This window comes from Desulfosporosinus cupriresistens, from assembly GCF_001707885.1.
Classification (GTDB): domain Bacteria; phylum Bacillota; class Desulfitobacteriia; order Desulfitobacteriales; family Desulfitobacteriaceae; genus Desulfosporosinus.
The window spans coordinates 1-17,578 of the sequence record NZ_MASS01000074.1; the positions used below are offsets into that span (position 1 = coordinate 1).

Genomic DNA, 17,578 nt, shown 5'->3' on the forward strand with positions numbered 1-17,578 from the left:
AACCTTTAATGAAGCCTGCATCGAAACCGGATTGGCGTTATAGACATCATTAATTAGAGTCGTCTCAAAAACTCCCGATCGAATTTCCAAGCGCATTTTTGATAATTCCAACTCACCCAGTCCCCCACACCCCTCAGCCAGCGGGACATCAAAAGCTGTGCCCACAGCCAGTGCTGCCAACGCGTCCAACACATTGTGTTTACCTGGTAGTGGAAGATTAGCTGTCGTTTTTTCATCATGAAAGCATACATCAAACGAGGTCCCCAAGGCTCCCCAAGGCCGAAGCTGAGTCCCCACCAGGTGAGGCTGTGCAAAAGCACCTTCTAATCCATAGAAAAGTGTTGGATGCAAATCATTCTTAGCTTTTTCCACTGATAATAAATCCTCAGAGTTTAGGATCGCAATTCCATCCATCGGCAGCGCCTCAATTAGCTCCCACTTGGCCTGGGCAATTCGCTCCTGAGTCAATAAGAGCTCTAAATGGGTAGTGCCGATATTAGTGATAACGCCGATATCTGGTTGGGCAATGTCGCATAAGGCTTTGATCTCACCCAAGCCACGCATGCCCATCTCGAGAACCAAAATCTCGGTATCTAGCGGCGCATTGAGGACTGTTAACGGAAGACCCAATTCGTTGTTATGGTTTTCCTTATTGCGATAAACACGAAAGCGCCGAGACAGAACTGCGGCAATCATATCTTTCGTGGTAGTTTTCCCATTGCTCCCAGTAACTCCAACAACCTTGGCCCCTAGTTCTAAACGCCAGGCCTTGGCCAATTCCTGAAACGCCATGAACACAGACTTTACAAGAAGCAGGGCCTTACCTTCAGGAGTACGAGGGGTCTTCTCAGACCTCTGAAAGCGAGCATCATCCGCAACCACAAGAACCGCCCCATTTTTCCAGGCGGCTTCAATATAATCATGCCCGTCCACTTGCTCTCCTGGTAGAGCGAAAAATATTTCTCCACCTCGAGCTTGACGACTATCTATAATACACCCCTGCACCTCTAAATCGGAGTTTCCGATCAATGTCCCTTGCGCGATTTGAGCTACCGCGTCAACGGTCCACTTGCTCATATCCTAGCCCTCCTAATACTTCACGCGCCACTTCCCGATCATCAAACGGGTGAACCTCGGTCCCAAAGATCTGATAAGTTTCGTGGCCTTTGCCAGCGATCAAAATGGTATCCCCAGCTTTCGCCATACGACATGCGTTCCAGATGGCTTCTCTCCGGTCGCGTAAAGCGACATAGTCGACTCCTGAAACTCCAGTTAGTACCTCTTGAATAATTTGGTCAGGATCCTCAGTACGAGGATTATCCGAAGTCACTATGACAAAATCACTCCATTGTGAGGCGACCTCCCCCATGAGCGGACGTTTTCCCCGATCTCGGTCTCCTCCACACCCAAAGACTGTAATAAGTTTTCCTTTGGTGAAACCTCGAGCTGTTCGTGCAACATTTTCTAAGCCATCGGGCGTATGAGCATAATCCACAATCACATGAAACGGTTGCCCACGACGAACACTTACAAAGCGACCTGGCACACCTGGGATCTCAGCCAAAGCTTCCGCGACTGCTTCGGGTCCATAGCCCTGTTCAACCCCCCAGGCAAAAGCCGCCAAGGCATTATAAACACTAAAAACCCCTGGAGTAGAATACTTAATATCCTGTATCCTTTCACGGAAACAGACCTGAAAGCTCACCCCCTCAGATGTAACTTCAACGTTTTCTGCCCGATAATCCACGGCATTGTGGATCCCGTAACTCACTACCGGAGCAGCCGAAGCTTGACATAGTTTAGAAAATGCAGGATCGTCTCCATTCAAAATACTGAGTTTGAGCTGTTTGACGCCCTTTAAATTTGAAAATAAACGAGATTTAGCGTAAAGATAGTCCTCCATAGTCTTATGATAATCCAAATGATCTTGTGTCAAATTCGTGAAAATACCGACATCAAACTCGCAACCAACGACGCGTCCAAGATCCAAGGCATGTGACGATACTTCCATTACTGCAATGCTTACCCCTTCTTCGACCATCTCCCCCAAGAGCTTTTGAATTTCAATGGCTTCTGGAGTTGTTCTCTCACCGGGGATATCTCGTCCATTAATCCTAGAACCGAGCGTCCCTATCAAACCAACCTTCTTACCTTGCTTAGTCCCTATTTTCTCAATAAGATGGGTGATTGTTGTTTTTCCGTTCGTGCCTGTCACACCGACCAACTCCAACTGTTCGCTGGGAGAACCATAAACTTTAGCCGCTAATCTTCCAATAGCTTGGCGCACATTAGAAACCTTTATTTGTGGAACATTGAGTGGCAAAAAGCGCTCTACAACTAAAGCCACAGCCCCTGAATCAATGGCACCGGCGGCAAAATCGTGACCGTCCACTTGAAATCCTGGAATGCAGGCGTAAAGATCACCCGATTGAACACGCCGCGAATCCATTGACATCCCACTAACAACAACTTGAAGGTCTCCAGATGAGGCTTCCACCTCAATTCCATTTAAAATTTCTAATAGTGATATACTCGCTATAGGCATCTCTCATCATACCTCCCCAATGTTTTCCATACTATACATCATTTGGATGATCCGATCTAGGTTTATTATAGACAATTTGCTCCTTCAACAGACCTTGACTAACCGATCATCTACTTTCCGTTGCTTTGAGTTCCGGCTTCTGACTTCTGTCTTATCGTCCAAGAGGACTGACCGAGATCGGTTGGCGCCCTGTCAAACTACGAATTGCTTCAACATCTTCATCCTCGTCTTCCCACCAATGAGCAAGCGTCGGAGTGGATGCGTCTGTTCCCAGATAAAGGAGAACACTCGATCCAGCCTCTACCTGTGCACCTCCATGAGGAATTTGGTCAAGAACCATTTCGCCCTGACCTTCCGTCATTGACTTAAATCCAGCTTCGGTCAAGGTCTTTTCTGCTTCTGCTAGAGGCAAACCTAAGACTGAAGGAACAGCAGTTGCCTTCTTAATCGGCGAAAATTCGAGCCCAGGCAGGGGTTTGCCGGGCGTCATTGGCGCCTGGGTATCTGGTTGAATACCCAGATATCTGAGAGAATCAAGCATAACACTCTGAACCACTGGGGCCGCAACAACCCCTCCATAAAAAGGAACACCGTCGATCACTGCCAACATAGCCAACTTTGGTTTGTCCGCAGGGGCAAACGCCACAAATGAAGCAATATACTCTCCTTGAATATACCCTCCATTCGCTACTTTTTGCGCCGTCCCGGTTTTTCCAGCCACACGGTATCCAGGAAGAAAAGACCTCCGTCCGGTTCCATTGGTCACAACCGATTCTAAGATTTCTCGTTCTAATTTTGAAGTATCCTCACTGATTACGCGCCGAACTTCTTCTTTTGAGAAGGGCGTCACAACCCTTCCGCTAGGACCGACAATTTCTTCCACCAGTTGCGGCTTCAATAGTGTTCCACCGTTAGCCACCGCTGAAACTGCCGTCAAAAGCTGAATAGGAGTGACGTTATTTGTTTGTCCGATGGACATCGTCGCCAAGTCCAACGCTGTCGCCTTTTTCTTATTCGCCAAAATCCCCACCGCTTCACCGGACATCTCAATGCCTGTTTTCTTACCAAAACCAAAATCTCGCAGATATTTATAAAAAGCGTCCATCCCTAGGCGCTGTCCCATTTCAACAAAACCAGGGTTGCAGGAATTTTCGGCCACTTGAATGAACGTTTGGTCACCATGCCCTCCCGCCTTCCAGCAACGCACGTTTTTTCCCAAGACAGTATAAGCCCCTTTATCAAAAAAGTGCTCTGTAGGCTTAATTTTCTTTTCTTCCAGCGCGGCCGCCAAGGTAATAATCTTAAAAGTCGACCCCGGTTCATATCCATTTTGAATAGCAATATTGCGCCGGGCGCTGGGATCTGATTCTTGATAATGGTTAGGGTCAAAGGCTGGCGCCGAAGCTAAGGCGAGCATTTCTCCTGTATTTGGATCCATTACCAAAATAGAAGCGTTCTTAGGTGCCTGCCCGTTCATATTAATACCTTGACCAGACATCAACTTTTGCAACTCCCGTTCCGCAAAAGCCTGAATGTTTTTATCAATGGTTAAACGCACCGTATTTCCTTGTTTAGGGGCTAAGTACTGATGTTCCGCCTGGGGAAGAGGAATTCCATTTGCTCCAAATTCCTGGAGAATACTTCCTGGTATTCCCTTAAGCTCCGATTCTCTGGTTAACTCTATCCCTTCCAGACCCTGATTGTCAATCCCGGCAAATCCGATAATATGAGACGCAAGCGCCCCGTTAGGGTAGTAGCGTTGGCTGTCCTCCGTCGTTCCTATTCCCGGTAACGCTAGCGCTCTCACTTGAGCTGCTATTTCCGGTTTAACCCGCTTTTGAACGTATTCCAACGCCGTCCTTTTCGTAATATGTGCTTCGACTTCGGTTGCAGGTTGCCCTAAAATCTGAGACAGAGTCAAGGCCATCTCCTTAGCTCGACCGGACTGCCTAACCTCCGCTGGAATGGCATAGACTGTTTCACTACTAACGCTCATTGCCAAGACGTTGCCAAGACGATCCTCAATATTTCCACGTTTAGGGGCAACAGGAACACCGCGAAAGTGGGAATCGTCTGCCTTCTTACGTAAGTCCGCCCCCTGACTGAGTTGCACGAACCCCAGCCGAATAATCAAAACAACTAAAAAAGCACTCACACACAAAAAAAGAAAAGCGATTCGTTTACGCATTACAACAAAAGGACTCACTAGTCCCCCCCTTTCCGGGGTAACTGCGTACCCAAAGCGCCTTTATCTTAACGTTGTGTTGAAGCAAAGAAGCTAGTGAATCTTTGTGAAAACTGATGAAGTGCCGTGGGTTTAGCTTCCGCCTCAGCAGGTTTCGTTTCCGCTTGGGATGACAGATCCCCCTTTTCATTTTTGACCGCAGGCGCTGCACCCTCCACATACACTATCCCAGCAGGTTTATCCATACCCATAGATAGTGCTACGCTTTCAATCCGGCCAACCGCACGTAGTTTGTCAGCTTCCATCTGAAGAAGATCTCTCTGTGCTTTGATCTCGGCAATTTCCTTCTCCAAGGACCTAACTTGTGCCCCCTGGACAACCGTTAATTGAATCGTTTCCGCCCCGATTGCACCAGTCACCCCAACGATCAATGCCAACAATATAATGCTTTTTCCTTTGGCGTACCGTTTGCCTCTTTTGGCTGGCCGAGAGTTTCTCTCGCCGGATTTTTGCTCTAATGGTTCCTGCCACATTAACTTTTCCTGCGCTACTACCAAGGGTATTCCTCCTCCTTTTGCTTTAGACCGTTATATTTTTTCAGCAACCCGTAATTTTGCACTTCTTGAACGTGGGTTTTGCTCAACTTCCTCTTCTGAGGGGAGAATAGGTTTTCGGGTCAGTACCTTAGCTACCTTCTTTGCCTCACACCGACATATTGGCAATTCTGGCGGACACGTACAGCGCCCAAGCCAAGAATTCATTCTGTCCTTCACAATACGATCCTCGAGCGAGTGAAACGTAATCACTCCAATTCTGCCTCCATGATCCAAACACCGCAGCGCTTGATCGAGCACTCGATCTAAGACCCCTAGTTCATCGTTCACTGCAATCCGGATTGCCTGAAATGTACGTTTAGCAGGATGGGGTCCACTGCGCCGAACTGCGGCCGGCACTGCTGCTTTAATCGCCTCAACCAGATCGCCCGTTGTTTCTACGGCGCGCTCGTTCCGTTTGCGCACGATGAATTGAGCAATTCGTTTCGACCATTTTTCTTCCCCATATTTCCAAATAACCTCAGCTAATTCCTCTTCACTCCAGCTGTTCACTAGTTCCTGTGCAGTCAGAGAACTTAAAGGATCCATTCGCATATCCAAAGGTGCATCCTGCATGTAACTAAAGCCGCGCTTGGCTTCATCCAGTTGAGGGGACGAAACTCCTAAATCAAACAAGATTCCATTCACCGGTAATAGATCTAATTCTTTTAAAGTTTCTTCTAGATATTCAAAGTTCCGATTAACTAAGGTGATTCGCTCATCTTTGCCAAAGATTTCTTGAGCATGACAAATAGCTTTATCATCTTGATCAAAACAGATCAGTTTTCCGTTGGCATCGAGCTTAGTTAAGACCTTTTGGCTATGTCCAGATCCACCCAGGGTACAATCAACATATCTACCTGAGGGATTCGTAACTACTGCATCAACCGTCTCATCTAATAAAACAGTGACATGATGAAAATCCAAGCAAATCCGTTCCTTTCTATATACCTAGCTGTACTAGGGATTCTGCTGCACTGGCATAAGCGCTTTCTGCTTGCCGACTGTATTCTGTCCAAAGCGTCTCGCTCCAAATTTCAACACGGCTTGACACTCCAACTAAAACCAGATTCTTCTCCAATTGCGCATAGTCACGCAAATTAGCTGGCAATAGGATTCTTCCCTGCTTGTCCAGTTCACATTCCGTCGCTCCTGAAAAAAAGAAACGGACAAAGGCACGAACGTCGGGTTGAGTAAATGGCAAGGCACGCAACTTCTGCTCTAAGGTATTCCATTCTGAAGGAGGGTAAACAAACAAACAATGATCTAAGCCTTTGGTCACAATAAATTGTTCTCCCAAGGCCTCTCGGAATTTTGCCGGAATAATCAGCCGACCTTTTCCATCAATTGTATGAATATATTCCCCCATAAACAATGTCATTCACCCCACCGTTGTGGTCAGTTGCCCCACTTTGCCCCACTCCACACCACTTATTCTACGCGCAGAAGAATTATCCTGCAACCTAATTCTGTCCTTAAACATAAAAAGATCTAAATTAAGGAAGAAGGTCCTACCTCTCGTGCCTATTCGATCAACAAATCTGTCGAAAGATCGAACATAATGAAGAATTTATTAGCTATATTCCCTAAATATAGCTAATAAATTCTTTAAAGTAACAATAGTAATTAGCAGTATTGTTAACAACTAGGAAATGCTGACAAATAAAGTCGGTTCTCACCTAAATCAGCTTTGACACAAAAGTATTCTTTCAGCATGCCAGATTTGTTGATACCCTAACAGCGAAAGTTCTTCCCGCCGTTATACCAGCCTCGTCGACCCAAGCCCAGTGGAAAACAAAACCTGAACCCGACTGTTAGCTCAAGGTTCAGGCTCATTTCTAAATCGTAATGATTTGGCACTCCTTGGTAAAGATTCTAACCATAATACTCTGACGACGATGCTCCGGGTATAAATAAGATTTGCCCTGGATAAATAAGATCTGGGTTACGCAAGTTGTTTCCAAGAATGATGGCTTGCATTGTCGTACCAAAGCGTTTGGCAATTTTATAAACCGAATCCCCTTTTTTAACCACATAGACTTCGTGAGCAGGGGTAGGTGTATAGGCATGCGATGGCATAGCCATTTGAGAACCCATTTGCCCAGCCATGTGCGGATGAGTCGGGCAATGATGCATTGCAGGTTCATAACACGGTGCACAAGGCATCGGCCCACCCAGATCAAGCGAAACCATACCCGGATCCATGTCAACATCAAGGTTCACGAAACCAGCAGGGTTATACATCCCAGGACCACCTGCCATCGGTGCTCCCTGCATTCCTTGCATTCCTTGCATTCCTTGCATTCCTTGCATTCCAGGCATCATACCTTGCATACCCTGCATACCTTGCATGCCCTGCATTTCGGACATTCCTTGCATCATTCCACCCATACCAGGTGCGGGAGTAGGGTTATAAGCAACGGAACGTAAGTCCATGTTAATTTCCTCCTTTAATTACATCAAAATAGATGTTTGTTTAACTTTGTGGTGAGCATTTTTCCTCTTTACCTATTAACAATATATGGTAACTAAGGATTAATGTGTTTGTACCTGTAAATTATAAATAACAAATTTATTATTAAACTAAAAAAGAGCCGACCCTTAATATTCGGGCCAGCTCTCATCTAATTAAATCACATTAAAATTAAACTACTTGTATTGCCTTGTTCAATTGTGCAACAAGCTCATCAACATTCCGTCCATGGGTTAAAGCAGCGCCTTCGATACTTTCCATTGTGGAAGACGGACATCCTAAACAATGCATTCCAAGCTCCAAGAAAACTTGAACAGTTTGAGGATATAATTTCAACACTTGGCCTACTGTCATCTCTTTTGTTAACATGTAATGTTCCTCCTTTGGATTCCTTAGTGAAATGCTCGGTTTTATTATAAATCAATTTCGCCAAAGAAGCAACCTCTCAACCCAGGCTCGAATCGCGATGTTCAAATGCCGTAGGGCGCACAAGGTCCCTTCTCGCCATCACGGAGCCTTGCCCTTCCTTGTTGGCAACGCTCAATGCAGCTCGAGAACCCGCCCACGTACCCCTCTAACTACCTTTTCTTGACCAATCCACTCTTAATTTCAGACAGTGCACATGAAATGTGCCGTCTCCCGAACACTTCCGTTCTCCCTACCCAAGCCCAGGACGCAGTATGACACGAGCACGAGGTCTTTACGTTAGCAGATCAGCAAACTTCCGTTCAAACGACCGACCCCAGATACGGGGCAGCACACAAGGACGTGCGCTGCCGCCAATGCGCCAAGAATGGCGCTTTTGGCACGATAGTCTCCAGTACGATAGTCTCCAGTGGAGAGTATCGCCGAAGCCGTGATCCCTCGAGGAATTCTTACCGGCGTAGGATAGAGTATCGCCGAAGCCGCGATCCCGAAAAGAATACTATCGCCGAAGGATGCACCCCGCTCCCCAAAGCCAGGAGCTTGAACGGTTAGTTTGCTCTGCGTCATAGGACCGAGCGCTGTGTCATACAAGTCCCTCAAGTCCCCCTATTTCATACGCAAACTTATAGATATGTTCTGCCAATTCTCTCGGAAGCGCTCCCGTCCCACAACTCGGCGTCAACATACTTCGTTGGCGAAGAAGAGATTCCTCGACACCACGTTTAACGAGTTCCTGAATTTTTTCTTCTAAATTAAGTCTAAGGCTTTGAACATTTTCCTCCCAGGCAATTGGATTAGTAGGAACTATGCCCCAAGAAAGAATCCCTCCACGCGCTAAGAATCTATTTAAGGGCTCTGCTGAAGCCAGCATGCTCTGCATATAATCGTAAGCATCAAAATTAACCACCTGAACCTTTGAATCAAAAACAAGGGTCCAATCCATTCCTGCGCAGACATGCACTCCAGGAATTCCACCTTGACTAAGAATTCCTTCAGCAATCACATTCAGTTCTTCAATAAGTTGCTCTCTAGTTATTGTAACATGGGTTGCCGCACCAAAAGCAAACATCCCTGGATCGTCAATCGACATCAGAACCGGTAAGCCGAACTGTCGAAGTCGTTTCGTCTGCCACTCAGCATGCAAGGCAAGCGTTTTAACCAACATATCCCGAAGAGAATCATTATAATAGCTAGAACGCTTGTTTATATCCATAATTTGCATACCCACAGTCAACGGACCACTAAGCTGCCCTTTCAAAAGCACAGCGTCCCGTGTTCCGAAACGTTCAAGACTACGACAGAAGACCTCGAACCCTTCTCCGCCCTGTACGCTAAATCCAAAGCGTTCTAAAGCTTGTTCATCACCCTCGATCGCTCCAAGATAAAGCGTGTAAAACTCTGTCATTCGCTCCGCCCAATCCGACGCTTCGACTTGAAACTTCGGCGATTTAAGATCTGCAATGACTCCAGTTTCAAAAAGGACATTGAGAAATTGCACAATAAACGAACTTTCTGCCCCACGGCACGGAAGCTGTGGCCAATGTGGCGCTGACGGAAAAGTTCGCCAAATCAAATCTAAAGCTTCTTCACTATTAGTATGAGGCAAACTTCCTACCCCCGTAGTGAGAAAGTGCGGTTTAAAGTCTTCGTTTTGCATCTCTTAACCCCTTTCATCGTATAGATAAACGATTTCGACAACGCAACAACCTATTAATACGCATGCCACGGTGCCCGAAGACACTGTCTTCGCACGTATTAGCCCTCTTGCAGGATGGCAAGGAGCGGCGCACATGCGACGGAACAAGGATGTTCCTAGTGTCGAATGCGCCCGAAGACACTGTCTTCGCACGTATTAGTCTTCTTGCAGGATGGCATAGCATTCGACCAGAATAACCCTGAGGTTTTGCGTTTTAGCCTTAGCGACAAGCGAATAGGAATGCAGCGTGTCGATCACGATAGTCTCCGGTGGAGACTATCGCCGAAGGCGCTAACCCACAACGAACAGTTAACGCCGTAGGATGCCAAAACACTTCCTCTCTAAAACCTTACCATATGCCAAAGATAGATCCAATCTGCGCAGTGAAAGATAACCCAAACCAATAGAACACTGGTAATGATGCCAGGTACCCACAAAAACGGCCGATAATGCCCCCCAATACGATGAATATCGCGAATACGCAAGGGCATGAATAAGCAGACGAGGATAATGTAACCTAGTAGGGGAATGTAGAACGGAACCCCCCAAGGGGACAGAGCCCATCCGATGGCAATAAATACAGCCCATCGATAGCGACGTTCTAACCAATGCACCAGTCCCAGTGCAGGTGGAGCGTCCGGCAAATGCGGAGCGACAACACCAACCTGTAACAATCGAGTAAGCATGAACAACACACCCAAGATCGCCCAAATCTGCCAAGGGGATTGCCTTTGTATCAATTCAATTCCGGGCCATAAATGTGAGAACCATGGGCTAAGATGGATCGGGATGCGGAATATTCCGGAAGTAATCAGCCCAGCGAGCATCCCTTGGCGAGCAAACACAAACAACCCATCCCAGAACCAAGCACGACGTAAACGGCGTCTCGGTCTTTGTTCTCCAATTTCTTTATAACGCCAAGTTACCGATCGGATATTCATCCAAGCCAGAAAAACCATTAACAGAGCCCACATTTTAGCGACAATAGGTTCTTCAAGCCAACGAGGACTGGTGGTAGAAGGAGTTTTGACTGTCACTTGCCCCCATGTTCCCTTAATCTTGTTCCCCTGAACATAAAGTGACTGCTCCGCTGGAAGCCCTGCGAGGACGGCAGGGGTAGCTTTAAGGGCAAAAGCCAAGTCGGGTTGAACTTGTATTGCAGACTGCCGGAAATACTTTTGGGCCAAGGTGTCCGTGTCTAACCCTTTCCCCAACGTCCAGGCCCATAGGGACGGATGATTCATTTTCTCTACAACTATTTCTCGGAAAACTTCAGATTGCGGGAGTCGACTGGAAGGGATCAACTCAACAGGCAACTCTGCCCATATCCCCATACCCACTCGATCCGCTTCTTGCAGCCAGAGTTCATCAGGGATCTGGCCGATAAAGTAGACAAGGTTTATCCCTTTTTGCCGTTCCGCTGTCAACCAAGACTTGACTTGTCTGGCATGACGCAGCCGATATTCCTCCTGTGGGGTTAAAGCCTCTCCTTTAATAGAGATCACCTGGTCATTTAAAACCCATTTTCCCGATGTTAGAGCCATCGAACGAAGACCTAATGGCAAAGTCAAATCATCGAGGTCTCCTCTATTATTTGTGACAGTTAGATGAAGCTGATAGAGAAAAGGGGCCTGCATTGTCCACCTCCGGGCGTTCGGTACCGTAAATGTCAACGTCACCGGTTGAGGATCCGTATTTCCCTGAGATTTTACTATCAGCGTCTGTTCAGCTATGCCGGCTGAACCATCCGAAAGCACGCCGTAGACTGTCCAAGGTCCTTCCTCCGAAAAACCATGGTGCAATAAAGTAGCCTTTACTGTTACCTGCGCCGTCGTTCCTTGCCATGAGACATTTAACTGCGGTGGCATTAAGGTCGTCTCCACTACCGCTTCTAAACGAATTTCTCCTGAGATTCGACCTGATTTGGGCCAAGCGGAACCAAATAACATAGTGCGTTGCTCTGTGCCTCCGGCAAGCTCAACGACTAAAATGTTATCCTCTCCATAGCGGAAAGACTTAGGTGGAATCTCCACTTCATCCGCACCGCCACTTCCTTCAAATTCGCCAACTTTCTGTTCACTAGCAATCCCATTCAAATAAACATTCACATGCCCCTGTACTCCATTAAATGTAAGTAACATCGTCCGCGAACTCCATTCTCCAGGAATTCGAAAACGCTTGGCCACAACCGAAAATCGTTCACTTGAAGGTAACGTTAAAGGCCGCCCACTTGTCAAAAAAGATTGATTGTTTTTCCCTATGGCGCGTTCGGATTCTGTTGTCCACGCCTGCCGCAATGAGGGGAACTGATCCCAAATCCCGTTTAGATTCTGTGCAAAACGTACCGAGCTTAAACTACTTTGCCCGGCTTGAAGGGACTCTCCTACAGGACTTTGCCAGTTCCACCAAAGTGTTGCTAATGTTAATGCTAATAAAGCAAAGAAGATCATCAAGCGGCGATTGAACATTTATAATACTCCTCATAAATTATCTTACTGCTTACACTTATTCGTGCAAGATTTCGAAAACCCTTTGATGACAAACAAAAAAACCCATTGGCAACGGGTTCAAAGAACTGCGTTAAGTCAATGAGCTTAATTCAATTTTTATCAATAACTTAGTTTAACCGTTCGCCTTTGCGACACTCAGGGCAAATACCATAAAACTCCATACGGTGTCCCAGTATTTTAAAGCCTGAACTTTCCATAACCTCTTGATCTATATCAATTAGAGGGCGATGGTAATCGACCACTCTGCCGCAGTGTGAACATACGATGTGATAATGGTTCTTGGGGTTGCCATCGAAACGGCTAGACATATCACCATAAGACAACTCCAGAAGATGGCCATGCTCTTTAAGCATATTGAGTGTATTATAAATCGTTCCCAGACTTACCCCAGGGAATTTTGCCTTTACATGATGATAAATTTCATCGGCTGTGGGATGAGACTCAGTTTCCAACAAGAACTCCAAAATCGCCTGTCTCTGCGGTGTAAAACGGACACCTTTGTCTTTTAATTGTTTCAGAATTCCTATTGCATCCATGTCCGCACCTCCTTTCATCATCTTTAATTTTAAAATCATTGTAATTTACATTTTATAATAATATAAGTAGTCTGTCAATAAAAAAGGAGAGCTTAATACTCTCCTTTTTCATGGACCTATTAGACCCAATTTATTCATGATTAAGCTTGACCTGGTGCCTCAACTGGACAAACACTGGCGCATGAGCCACAATCGGTGCAAAGTTCTGCATTAATGACGTATTGGCCATCGCCTTCGCTGATCGCGCTAACTGGACATTCTGCTTCACAAGCACCACAACTAATGCATTCATTACTAATAACATATGCCATGTACAACATCCCCTTTTCTCCAAACTTCAGAATTAATATACCAAAACTACGGAAAAAAGGCAAGCTAAAGCATTATTATTTACCAGTCGGCAAATTAATTGTAAGTGGCATTTAGCCCATAATTTTATCCAACCAATTATAGGTCCCGTTCTGGCCGGTACGGCACTTGATAAAGTCTACGCAGACAATGAGAGCAATAAGGCAAAACGCGATTGCTCACATGATTCCGGCGGAATAGAATGTGATCTAAATCTTCATGTTCAAAACCACAAGCACGACATTTTTCCAACATTAATGTTTACCCCCCACACTTTGTGTGTTTCTGTACAAATAATTCATACTAATAGTATGCTCTCTTTGTCTGCAAAATAAACCCTCCTGCTTTTTAGAATTGCTTGCTTAAAATCGTATTTAAGTGATCAAGCGTAAAGCATTCATACATTTGGCAAGATGGTAGAAACGCTTTAACGTAGGAAGTCTCTATCCAACGGCGCTCAGGAAGTGTATTCAGCCATAGTACCTGGCGGAGATGACGACGGATTCCACCTAGTAAAGTTGCTGCTCTTTCGCCTTCAAGAGTTTGGGCATCACTAACAATAAGAAGTAACGTTTGTTTAGTAAGTGTATCAGGGAACTTTTTTTGCAAAGTGTCCAAGGCAATAGCGAGGTTAGTCCCTCCCCCCCATTCTTTCCCACTCACTAGGAGGGCTTCTTTAACCATTGCTTCGAACGTTTGCCCTTTCCGGAGTTTCCCGGTCAAGGGAATTAACGATTCTCCAAAGGCAAAGGTTTTTATCCCATTGACAACGTTGGAAAGGCCGTATACGAATTGCCAAATAAATTCTGTATATTTAAGCATAGACCCTGAAATATCACATAACAAAATAATCCTAGGCCGTCCCTTGCGGCGACTGCGATAGCGTCGCTCTACAAGCACTCCACCATAACGAATATTTTTACGCAGTGTGGAGCGCATATCCAAGCCACCCCGCCTTCTGTCTGCCCGATAACGACGTGTTAACTGGCTGGCAAGACGTTGACTTAGACGGCGGATTAAGCGAATAACTTCCGGCCATTCTTCAGGGGAAATTTTCTTTAAATCACGACTTAAGACCTCAACTTCTCGTTCATGAAGCGCGCGATCCACTTCAGAGAAAACGCCATCCATAGAACCGGGTGCCAGAATCGGCTCATCCTCTTCATTTAGTTTCTTGCGCCAATACTCTAATGATCCGCGAAGAACCCGCTCTACCATAGGCTGATGCAGATGATCTACTGGAGCCCCGATTTTCGAACCCATCGATGATTTCTCCAAAAAGTCGCGTAGGCGTTGTTTATCCTTCTCAGGAAGACTGGCATAAACAGCCCGTTCTTCTTCAGTAAGATCCAATTCGTTCCCTTGAAAGCGCAGGTCCTGGTGAGTACTCTCTATCTGCTCATTCCATTGGGTAGCTTTCTTTTCTGCTTCCTTCTGCCAAGCCTCTTTTTGTTCTAGAGACGCAAAGTAAGCTCGGAAGGCTTCCTTGAACGCAAAAATATGTCTGTAATCCTTAACAAGGGTCGCCTGCAGTACAGCCTCAACCTTATCTCGATCGACCATTCCAATGACTCTTAGCCCTTCCGTTGCATCTGAAATTTCCGAAGGGCTAACTTTAAGGCCCACCGTCCTTAATAATTGTGCAAATTCTACTAAATGCCGATCTAATTCACTAACTCTGTTGGTGTCCATGGCAATGCCTTTCTCCTTGCGCCCCTTTGCTAGACTCAACCTTGCTGGATTCAAAAAGGAGGCGTTCAGCTCCCATCTCCCGATAGAAAAGTTCCACATCCTCCTGACTCTTAAGCAGCAAAGTCAGGGTTGCATCCACCCAAGCTGGTTCCAGACCGGTTTTACCCATCACGAGCAACGCCTTGGCCCAGTCCATTGTTTCTGAAACAGACGGAATTTTATTTAAGGAAAGGCGTTCCCTCAGCACGTTAACGGCCCGCGCCACTTCTAAAGCTAATCGTTCTGGCAAATCAGGTATTTTAGCCCGGAGAATACGGACTTCCTTCTTGACCGATGGCGGCTCCACATGAAGGAAAATACACCGTCGTTTTAACCCATCCGAAAGCTCACGTTCTCCATTTGACGTTAAGACAACAATCGGGCGTTTTTTTGCATGGATAGTACCCATCTCAGGAATCGTAACTTGAAATTCACCTAAAAGTTCAAACAGAAAGGCCTCGAATTCTGAATCCGTCTTGTCGATTTCGTCAATCAGTAATACCGTCCGCTCCTCACTCAAAAGTGCTTGTAACAAAGGACGGGGGAGTAAATATTCTGTGGAAAAAAGATCTTCCTCCTGCAGATGCTCTCGACTCATTTGAATCTTTAAGAGTTGACGCTGATAATTCCATTCATAGAGCGCTTTCGTTTCATCCAGTCCTTCATAACACTGCAAGCGAATCAAAGGAGCCTCAAAGACCCTACTTAACACTTTAGCGATTTCTGTTTTACCCACTCCTGCTGGTCCAGAGACCAAAAGGGGCTTATCCAACTCAGTTGCTAAAAAGGTTGTCAGCGCGATCCGATCATCCCGCTCTGTGATATAGCCGATTTCTTCTAAAGTGTTTTCGAACTGATCAAGCGTCATCTGATTAGGCATCTAATCTCCCCCTACTCGATATTGTGGTTCGATATTCGTGATTCGAATACTCAAGTAAACCACTTAATCCATCCATTCATTTCCAAATTCGAACCATTAACTGCTAACTACTAACCTCGAATTGCTTCCTCGTATACCTTTTCATAACCCTGCACAGCTCGGTCAACTGGAAATGTTTCTCGCGCCCAATTCACAGCTTGTTCAGAAAAAGCCTTGTAACGCGAGTCATCCGTCAATAGCTTGAGTACAAACTCACTCATCCCTTTGATGTCGCCGACTTCCGCAAGATAGCCTGTTACACCGTGTTGAACCACTTCAGGTAAACCACCAACCCGGCTGCAAATCACCGGAACACCACAAGCCATCGCCTCAAGTGCCACTAAACCAAAGCTTTCTTGGGCTGAAGGAAGCAGAAAGACATCAACCGTCTGTAAAATCTCCTGAACACTTTCCTGGCTTCCAAGAAATTGAACTTTCCCCTCAAGCCCAAGTTTTACGACCTCCCGTTCAACTCGATTCATCTCCGGTCCGTCTCCGACAAGCAAGAGCTTGCTGGGAACAACCTTCTCAACCAGGGCAAAGATGTTGACCACATCGACAACCCTTTTCACTTCCCGAAAATTCGAGATGTGAGCCAGTATTTTTTCTCCATGCGGAGCAAAATGACACCTACACCTTTGCAGCGATTTCTCCGTTGGTAAGTATACTTTTGGGTCAATAAAATTGGGAATAACCTCAATACCCTGTTCTAACACGCCAAAGGCCTCTTCCGTCTCCCTTGCCAAGGCACTAGAAACAGCCGTGATCCGATCACTGACTTGCAGTGCCATACGTGTTAACTGAAAGAACTCTTCATATGCCCCCACCAAAGTGACATCCGTACCGTGCAGCGTCGTCACTAGCGGGAGTGGCCGTTTCATCATTTGTTTAGCCAAATACGCACTAATGCTGTGTGGAATCGCATAATGGGCATGAATCACATCGAGTCCCACATAGTTCGCGACTTCGACAATTTTATTGGCTAATAGCAATGTGTAAGGCGGATATTTAAACAAGGGATAACTCACGTCAGTGACCTCATGAAAAAACAACTGCTCATGAAATCTATGTAGTCGAAAGGGTCGAGCTGAGGAAATAAAATGAACCTGATGCCCGCGCTCTCCCAGAGCATACCCTAACTCAGTCGCAACAACTCCACTTCCCCCATAGCTAGGGTAACAAACTATTCCGATTTTCATTTATTCGCACCTTCTCTTAATCCAACATATTCCAAAGATCATAAAACCTGAAGGCTCTTATGCCAAAGTCCCTCGGCTCAAGGTGCTCTGCATCATAACTCCAGCTCCGCATCTACATCGTTTTCTTCAAAATGCTAACAATTCTCGACTGAACTCTCTTCAAAACCTATTGGCATAACGTCTTGAATCGCTTCCCCAATAATTCTTTGAATATCATTGACTATACGCGAAACTTCGAATTCCGCCTCTAAATATTCTCTAGCAGCGGGGTTTATACTTACCAAACTATATAAACGTTCCAGCTCTTGCTGCTTCTCCTCGCTGATCTCTTGATCCAACATATGAGCCTCACGAATCTCCCATTGTTTCAATTGAAATTCGCGGAGCATCTTGTGATTACTCGCATCACTCTTAACC

18 protein-coding genes are annotated in these 17,578 nt (G+C 45.9%); 1 reads left to right on the forward strand and 17 read right to left on the reverse strand.

Translation table 11 applies throughout. The features are described from left to right. From DSBG_RS19470 to DSBG_RS19515, 10 genes are all read right to left on the reverse strand, one after another. Positions 1–1,077: UDP-N-acetylmuramoyl-tripeptide--D-alanyl-D-alanine ligase (locus tag DSBG_RS19470; protein ID WP_068966362.1), on the reverse strand; the 1,077-nt coding region annotated here is incomplete at its 3' end. Beyond that, complete coding sequence (locus DSBG_RS19475; RefSeq protein WP_068966364.1) at positions 1,058–2,545, reverse strand: UDP-N-acetylmuramoyl-L-alanyl-D-glutamate--2,6-diaminopimelate ligase; 1,488 nt, start codon at positions 2,543–2,545, stop codon at positions 1,058–1,060. The genes DSBG_RS19470 and DSBG_RS19475, both read right to left, overlap by 20 nt. A 151-nt stretch (positions 2,546–2,696) precedes the next feature. Further along, positions 2,697–4,751, reverse strand: a complete 2,055-nt coding sequence (locus DSBG_RS19480) for a penicillin-binding transpeptidase domain-containing protein (RefSeq protein ID WP_068966367.1) — start codon at positions 4,749–4,751, stop codon at positions 2,697–2,699. Between the two features lie 47 nt (positions 4,752–4,798). Continuing rightward, positions 4,799–5,287, reverse strand: coding sequence for a septum formation initiator (locus tag DSBG_RS19485; protein ID WP_068966369.1), 489 nt, complete (start codon positions 5,285–5,287; stop codon positions 4,799–4,801). A 30-nt stretch (positions 5,288–5,317) separates the two neighbouring features. After that, positions 5,318–6,250, reverse strand: coding sequence for a 16S rRNA (cytosine(1402)-N(4))-methyltransferase RsmH (gene rsmH, locus DSBG_RS19490; protein WP_068966371.1), 933 nt, complete (start codon positions 6,248–6,250; stop codon positions 5,318–5,320). A 16-nt stretch (positions 6,251–6,266) separates the two neighbouring features. Further along, on the reverse strand, positions 6,267–6,698 hold the full coding sequence (mraZ, locus tag DSBG_RS19495) for a division/cell wall cluster transcriptional repressor MraZ (RefSeq protein WP_176716330.1): 432 nt from the start codon (positions 6,696–6,698) through the stop codon (positions 6,267–6,269). 500 nt (positions 6,699–7,198) lie between these two features. Beyond that, entirely contained in the window at positions 7,199–7,759 is a 561-nt protein-coding gene (locus DSBG_RS19500) for a LysM peptidoglycan-binding domain-containing protein (protein ID WP_083236988.1), read from the reverse strand. Positions 7,760–7,967: 208 nt separating this feature from the next. Beyond that, positions 7,968–8,165 carry a DUF1858 domain-containing protein gene (locus DSBG_RS19505; protein WP_009621016.1) on the reverse strand — a complete coding sequence of 66 codons (198 nt, stop codon included), beginning with the start codon at positions 8,163–8,165 and terminating at the stop codon, positions 7,968–7,970. A 336-nt stretch (positions 8,166–8,501) separates the two neighbouring features. After that, the gene (locus tag DSBG_RS19510) at positions 8,502–8,813 is read right to left on the reverse strand and encodes a hypothetical protein (protein ID WP_068966374.1); all 312 of its coding nucleotides are present in this window, start codon (positions 8,811–8,813) and stop codon (positions 8,502–8,504) included. Next, positions 8,806–9,879 (reverse strand): methionine synthase, encoded by a 1,074-nt coding sequence (locus DSBG_RS19515; protein WP_068966376.1) that lies wholly within the window; start codon positions 9,877–9,879, stop codon positions 8,806–8,808. The genes DSBG_RS19510 and DSBG_RS19515 overlap by 8 nt, the downstream gene beginning before the upstream one ends. Before the next feature lie 165 nt (positions 9,880–10,044). Here DSBG_RS19515 and DSBG_RS22655 point away from each other — a divergent pair, with 165 nt between their 5' ends. After that, a complete protein-coding gene (locus tag DSBG_RS22655; protein ID WP_141694380.1) occupies positions 10,045–10,239 on the forward strand; it encodes a hypothetical protein in 195 nt (64 codons plus the stop codon). Positions 10,240–10,259: 20 nt separating this feature from the next. Here DSBG_RS22655 and DSBG_RS19520 read toward each other — a convergent pair whose 3' ends face one another. The 7 genes from DSBG_RS19520 to DSBG_RS19545 form a co-directional block, all read right to left on the reverse strand. Next, on the reverse strand, positions 10,260–12,386 hold the full coding sequence (locus DSBG_RS19520; protein WP_068966378.1) for a glycoside hydrolase family 2 protein: 2,127 nt from the start codon (positions 12,384–12,386) through the stop codon (positions 10,260–10,262). 149 nt (positions 12,387–12,535) lie between these two features. Beyond that, the gene (locus tag DSBG_RS19525) at positions 12,536–12,964 is read right to left on the reverse strand and encodes a Fur family transcriptional regulator (RefSeq protein WP_068966379.1); all 429 of its coding nucleotides are present in this window, start codon (positions 12,962–12,964) and stop codon (positions 12,536–12,538) included. 140 nt (positions 12,965–13,104) lie between these two features. Next, entirely contained in the window at positions 13,105–13,275 is a 171-nt protein-coding gene (gene fdxA / locus DSBG_RS22115) for a 4Fe-4S ferredoxin (protein ID WP_009621026.1), read from the reverse strand. Positions 13,276–13,660: 385 nt separating this feature from the next. Then, positions 13,661–15,004, reverse strand: coding sequence for a vWA domain-containing protein (locus DSBG_RS19530; RefSeq protein WP_068966381.1), 1,344 nt, complete (start codon positions 15,002–15,004; stop codon positions 13,661–13,663). Beyond that, complete coding sequence (locus DSBG_RS19535; protein ID WP_068966383.1) at positions 14,985–15,923, reverse strand: AAA family ATPase; 939 nt, start codon at positions 15,921–15,923, stop codon at positions 14,985–14,987. The genes DSBG_RS19530 and DSBG_RS19535 overlap by 20 nt, the downstream gene beginning before the upstream one ends. Positions 15,924–16,033: 110 nt before the next feature. After that, positions 16,034–17,161 carry an N-acetyl-alpha-D-glucosaminyl L-malate synthase BshA gene (gene bshA, locus DSBG_RS19540; RefSeq protein ID WP_068966385.1) on the reverse strand — a complete coding sequence of 376 codons (1,128 nt, stop codon included), beginning with the start codon at positions 17,159–17,161 and terminating at the stop codon, positions 16,034–16,036. 134 nt (positions 17,162–17,295) lie between these two features. Then, on the reverse strand, positions 17,296–17,578 hold a 283-nt coding region (locus DSBG_RS19545), incomplete at its 5' end, for a YlbF/YmcA family competence regulator (protein WP_068966389.1).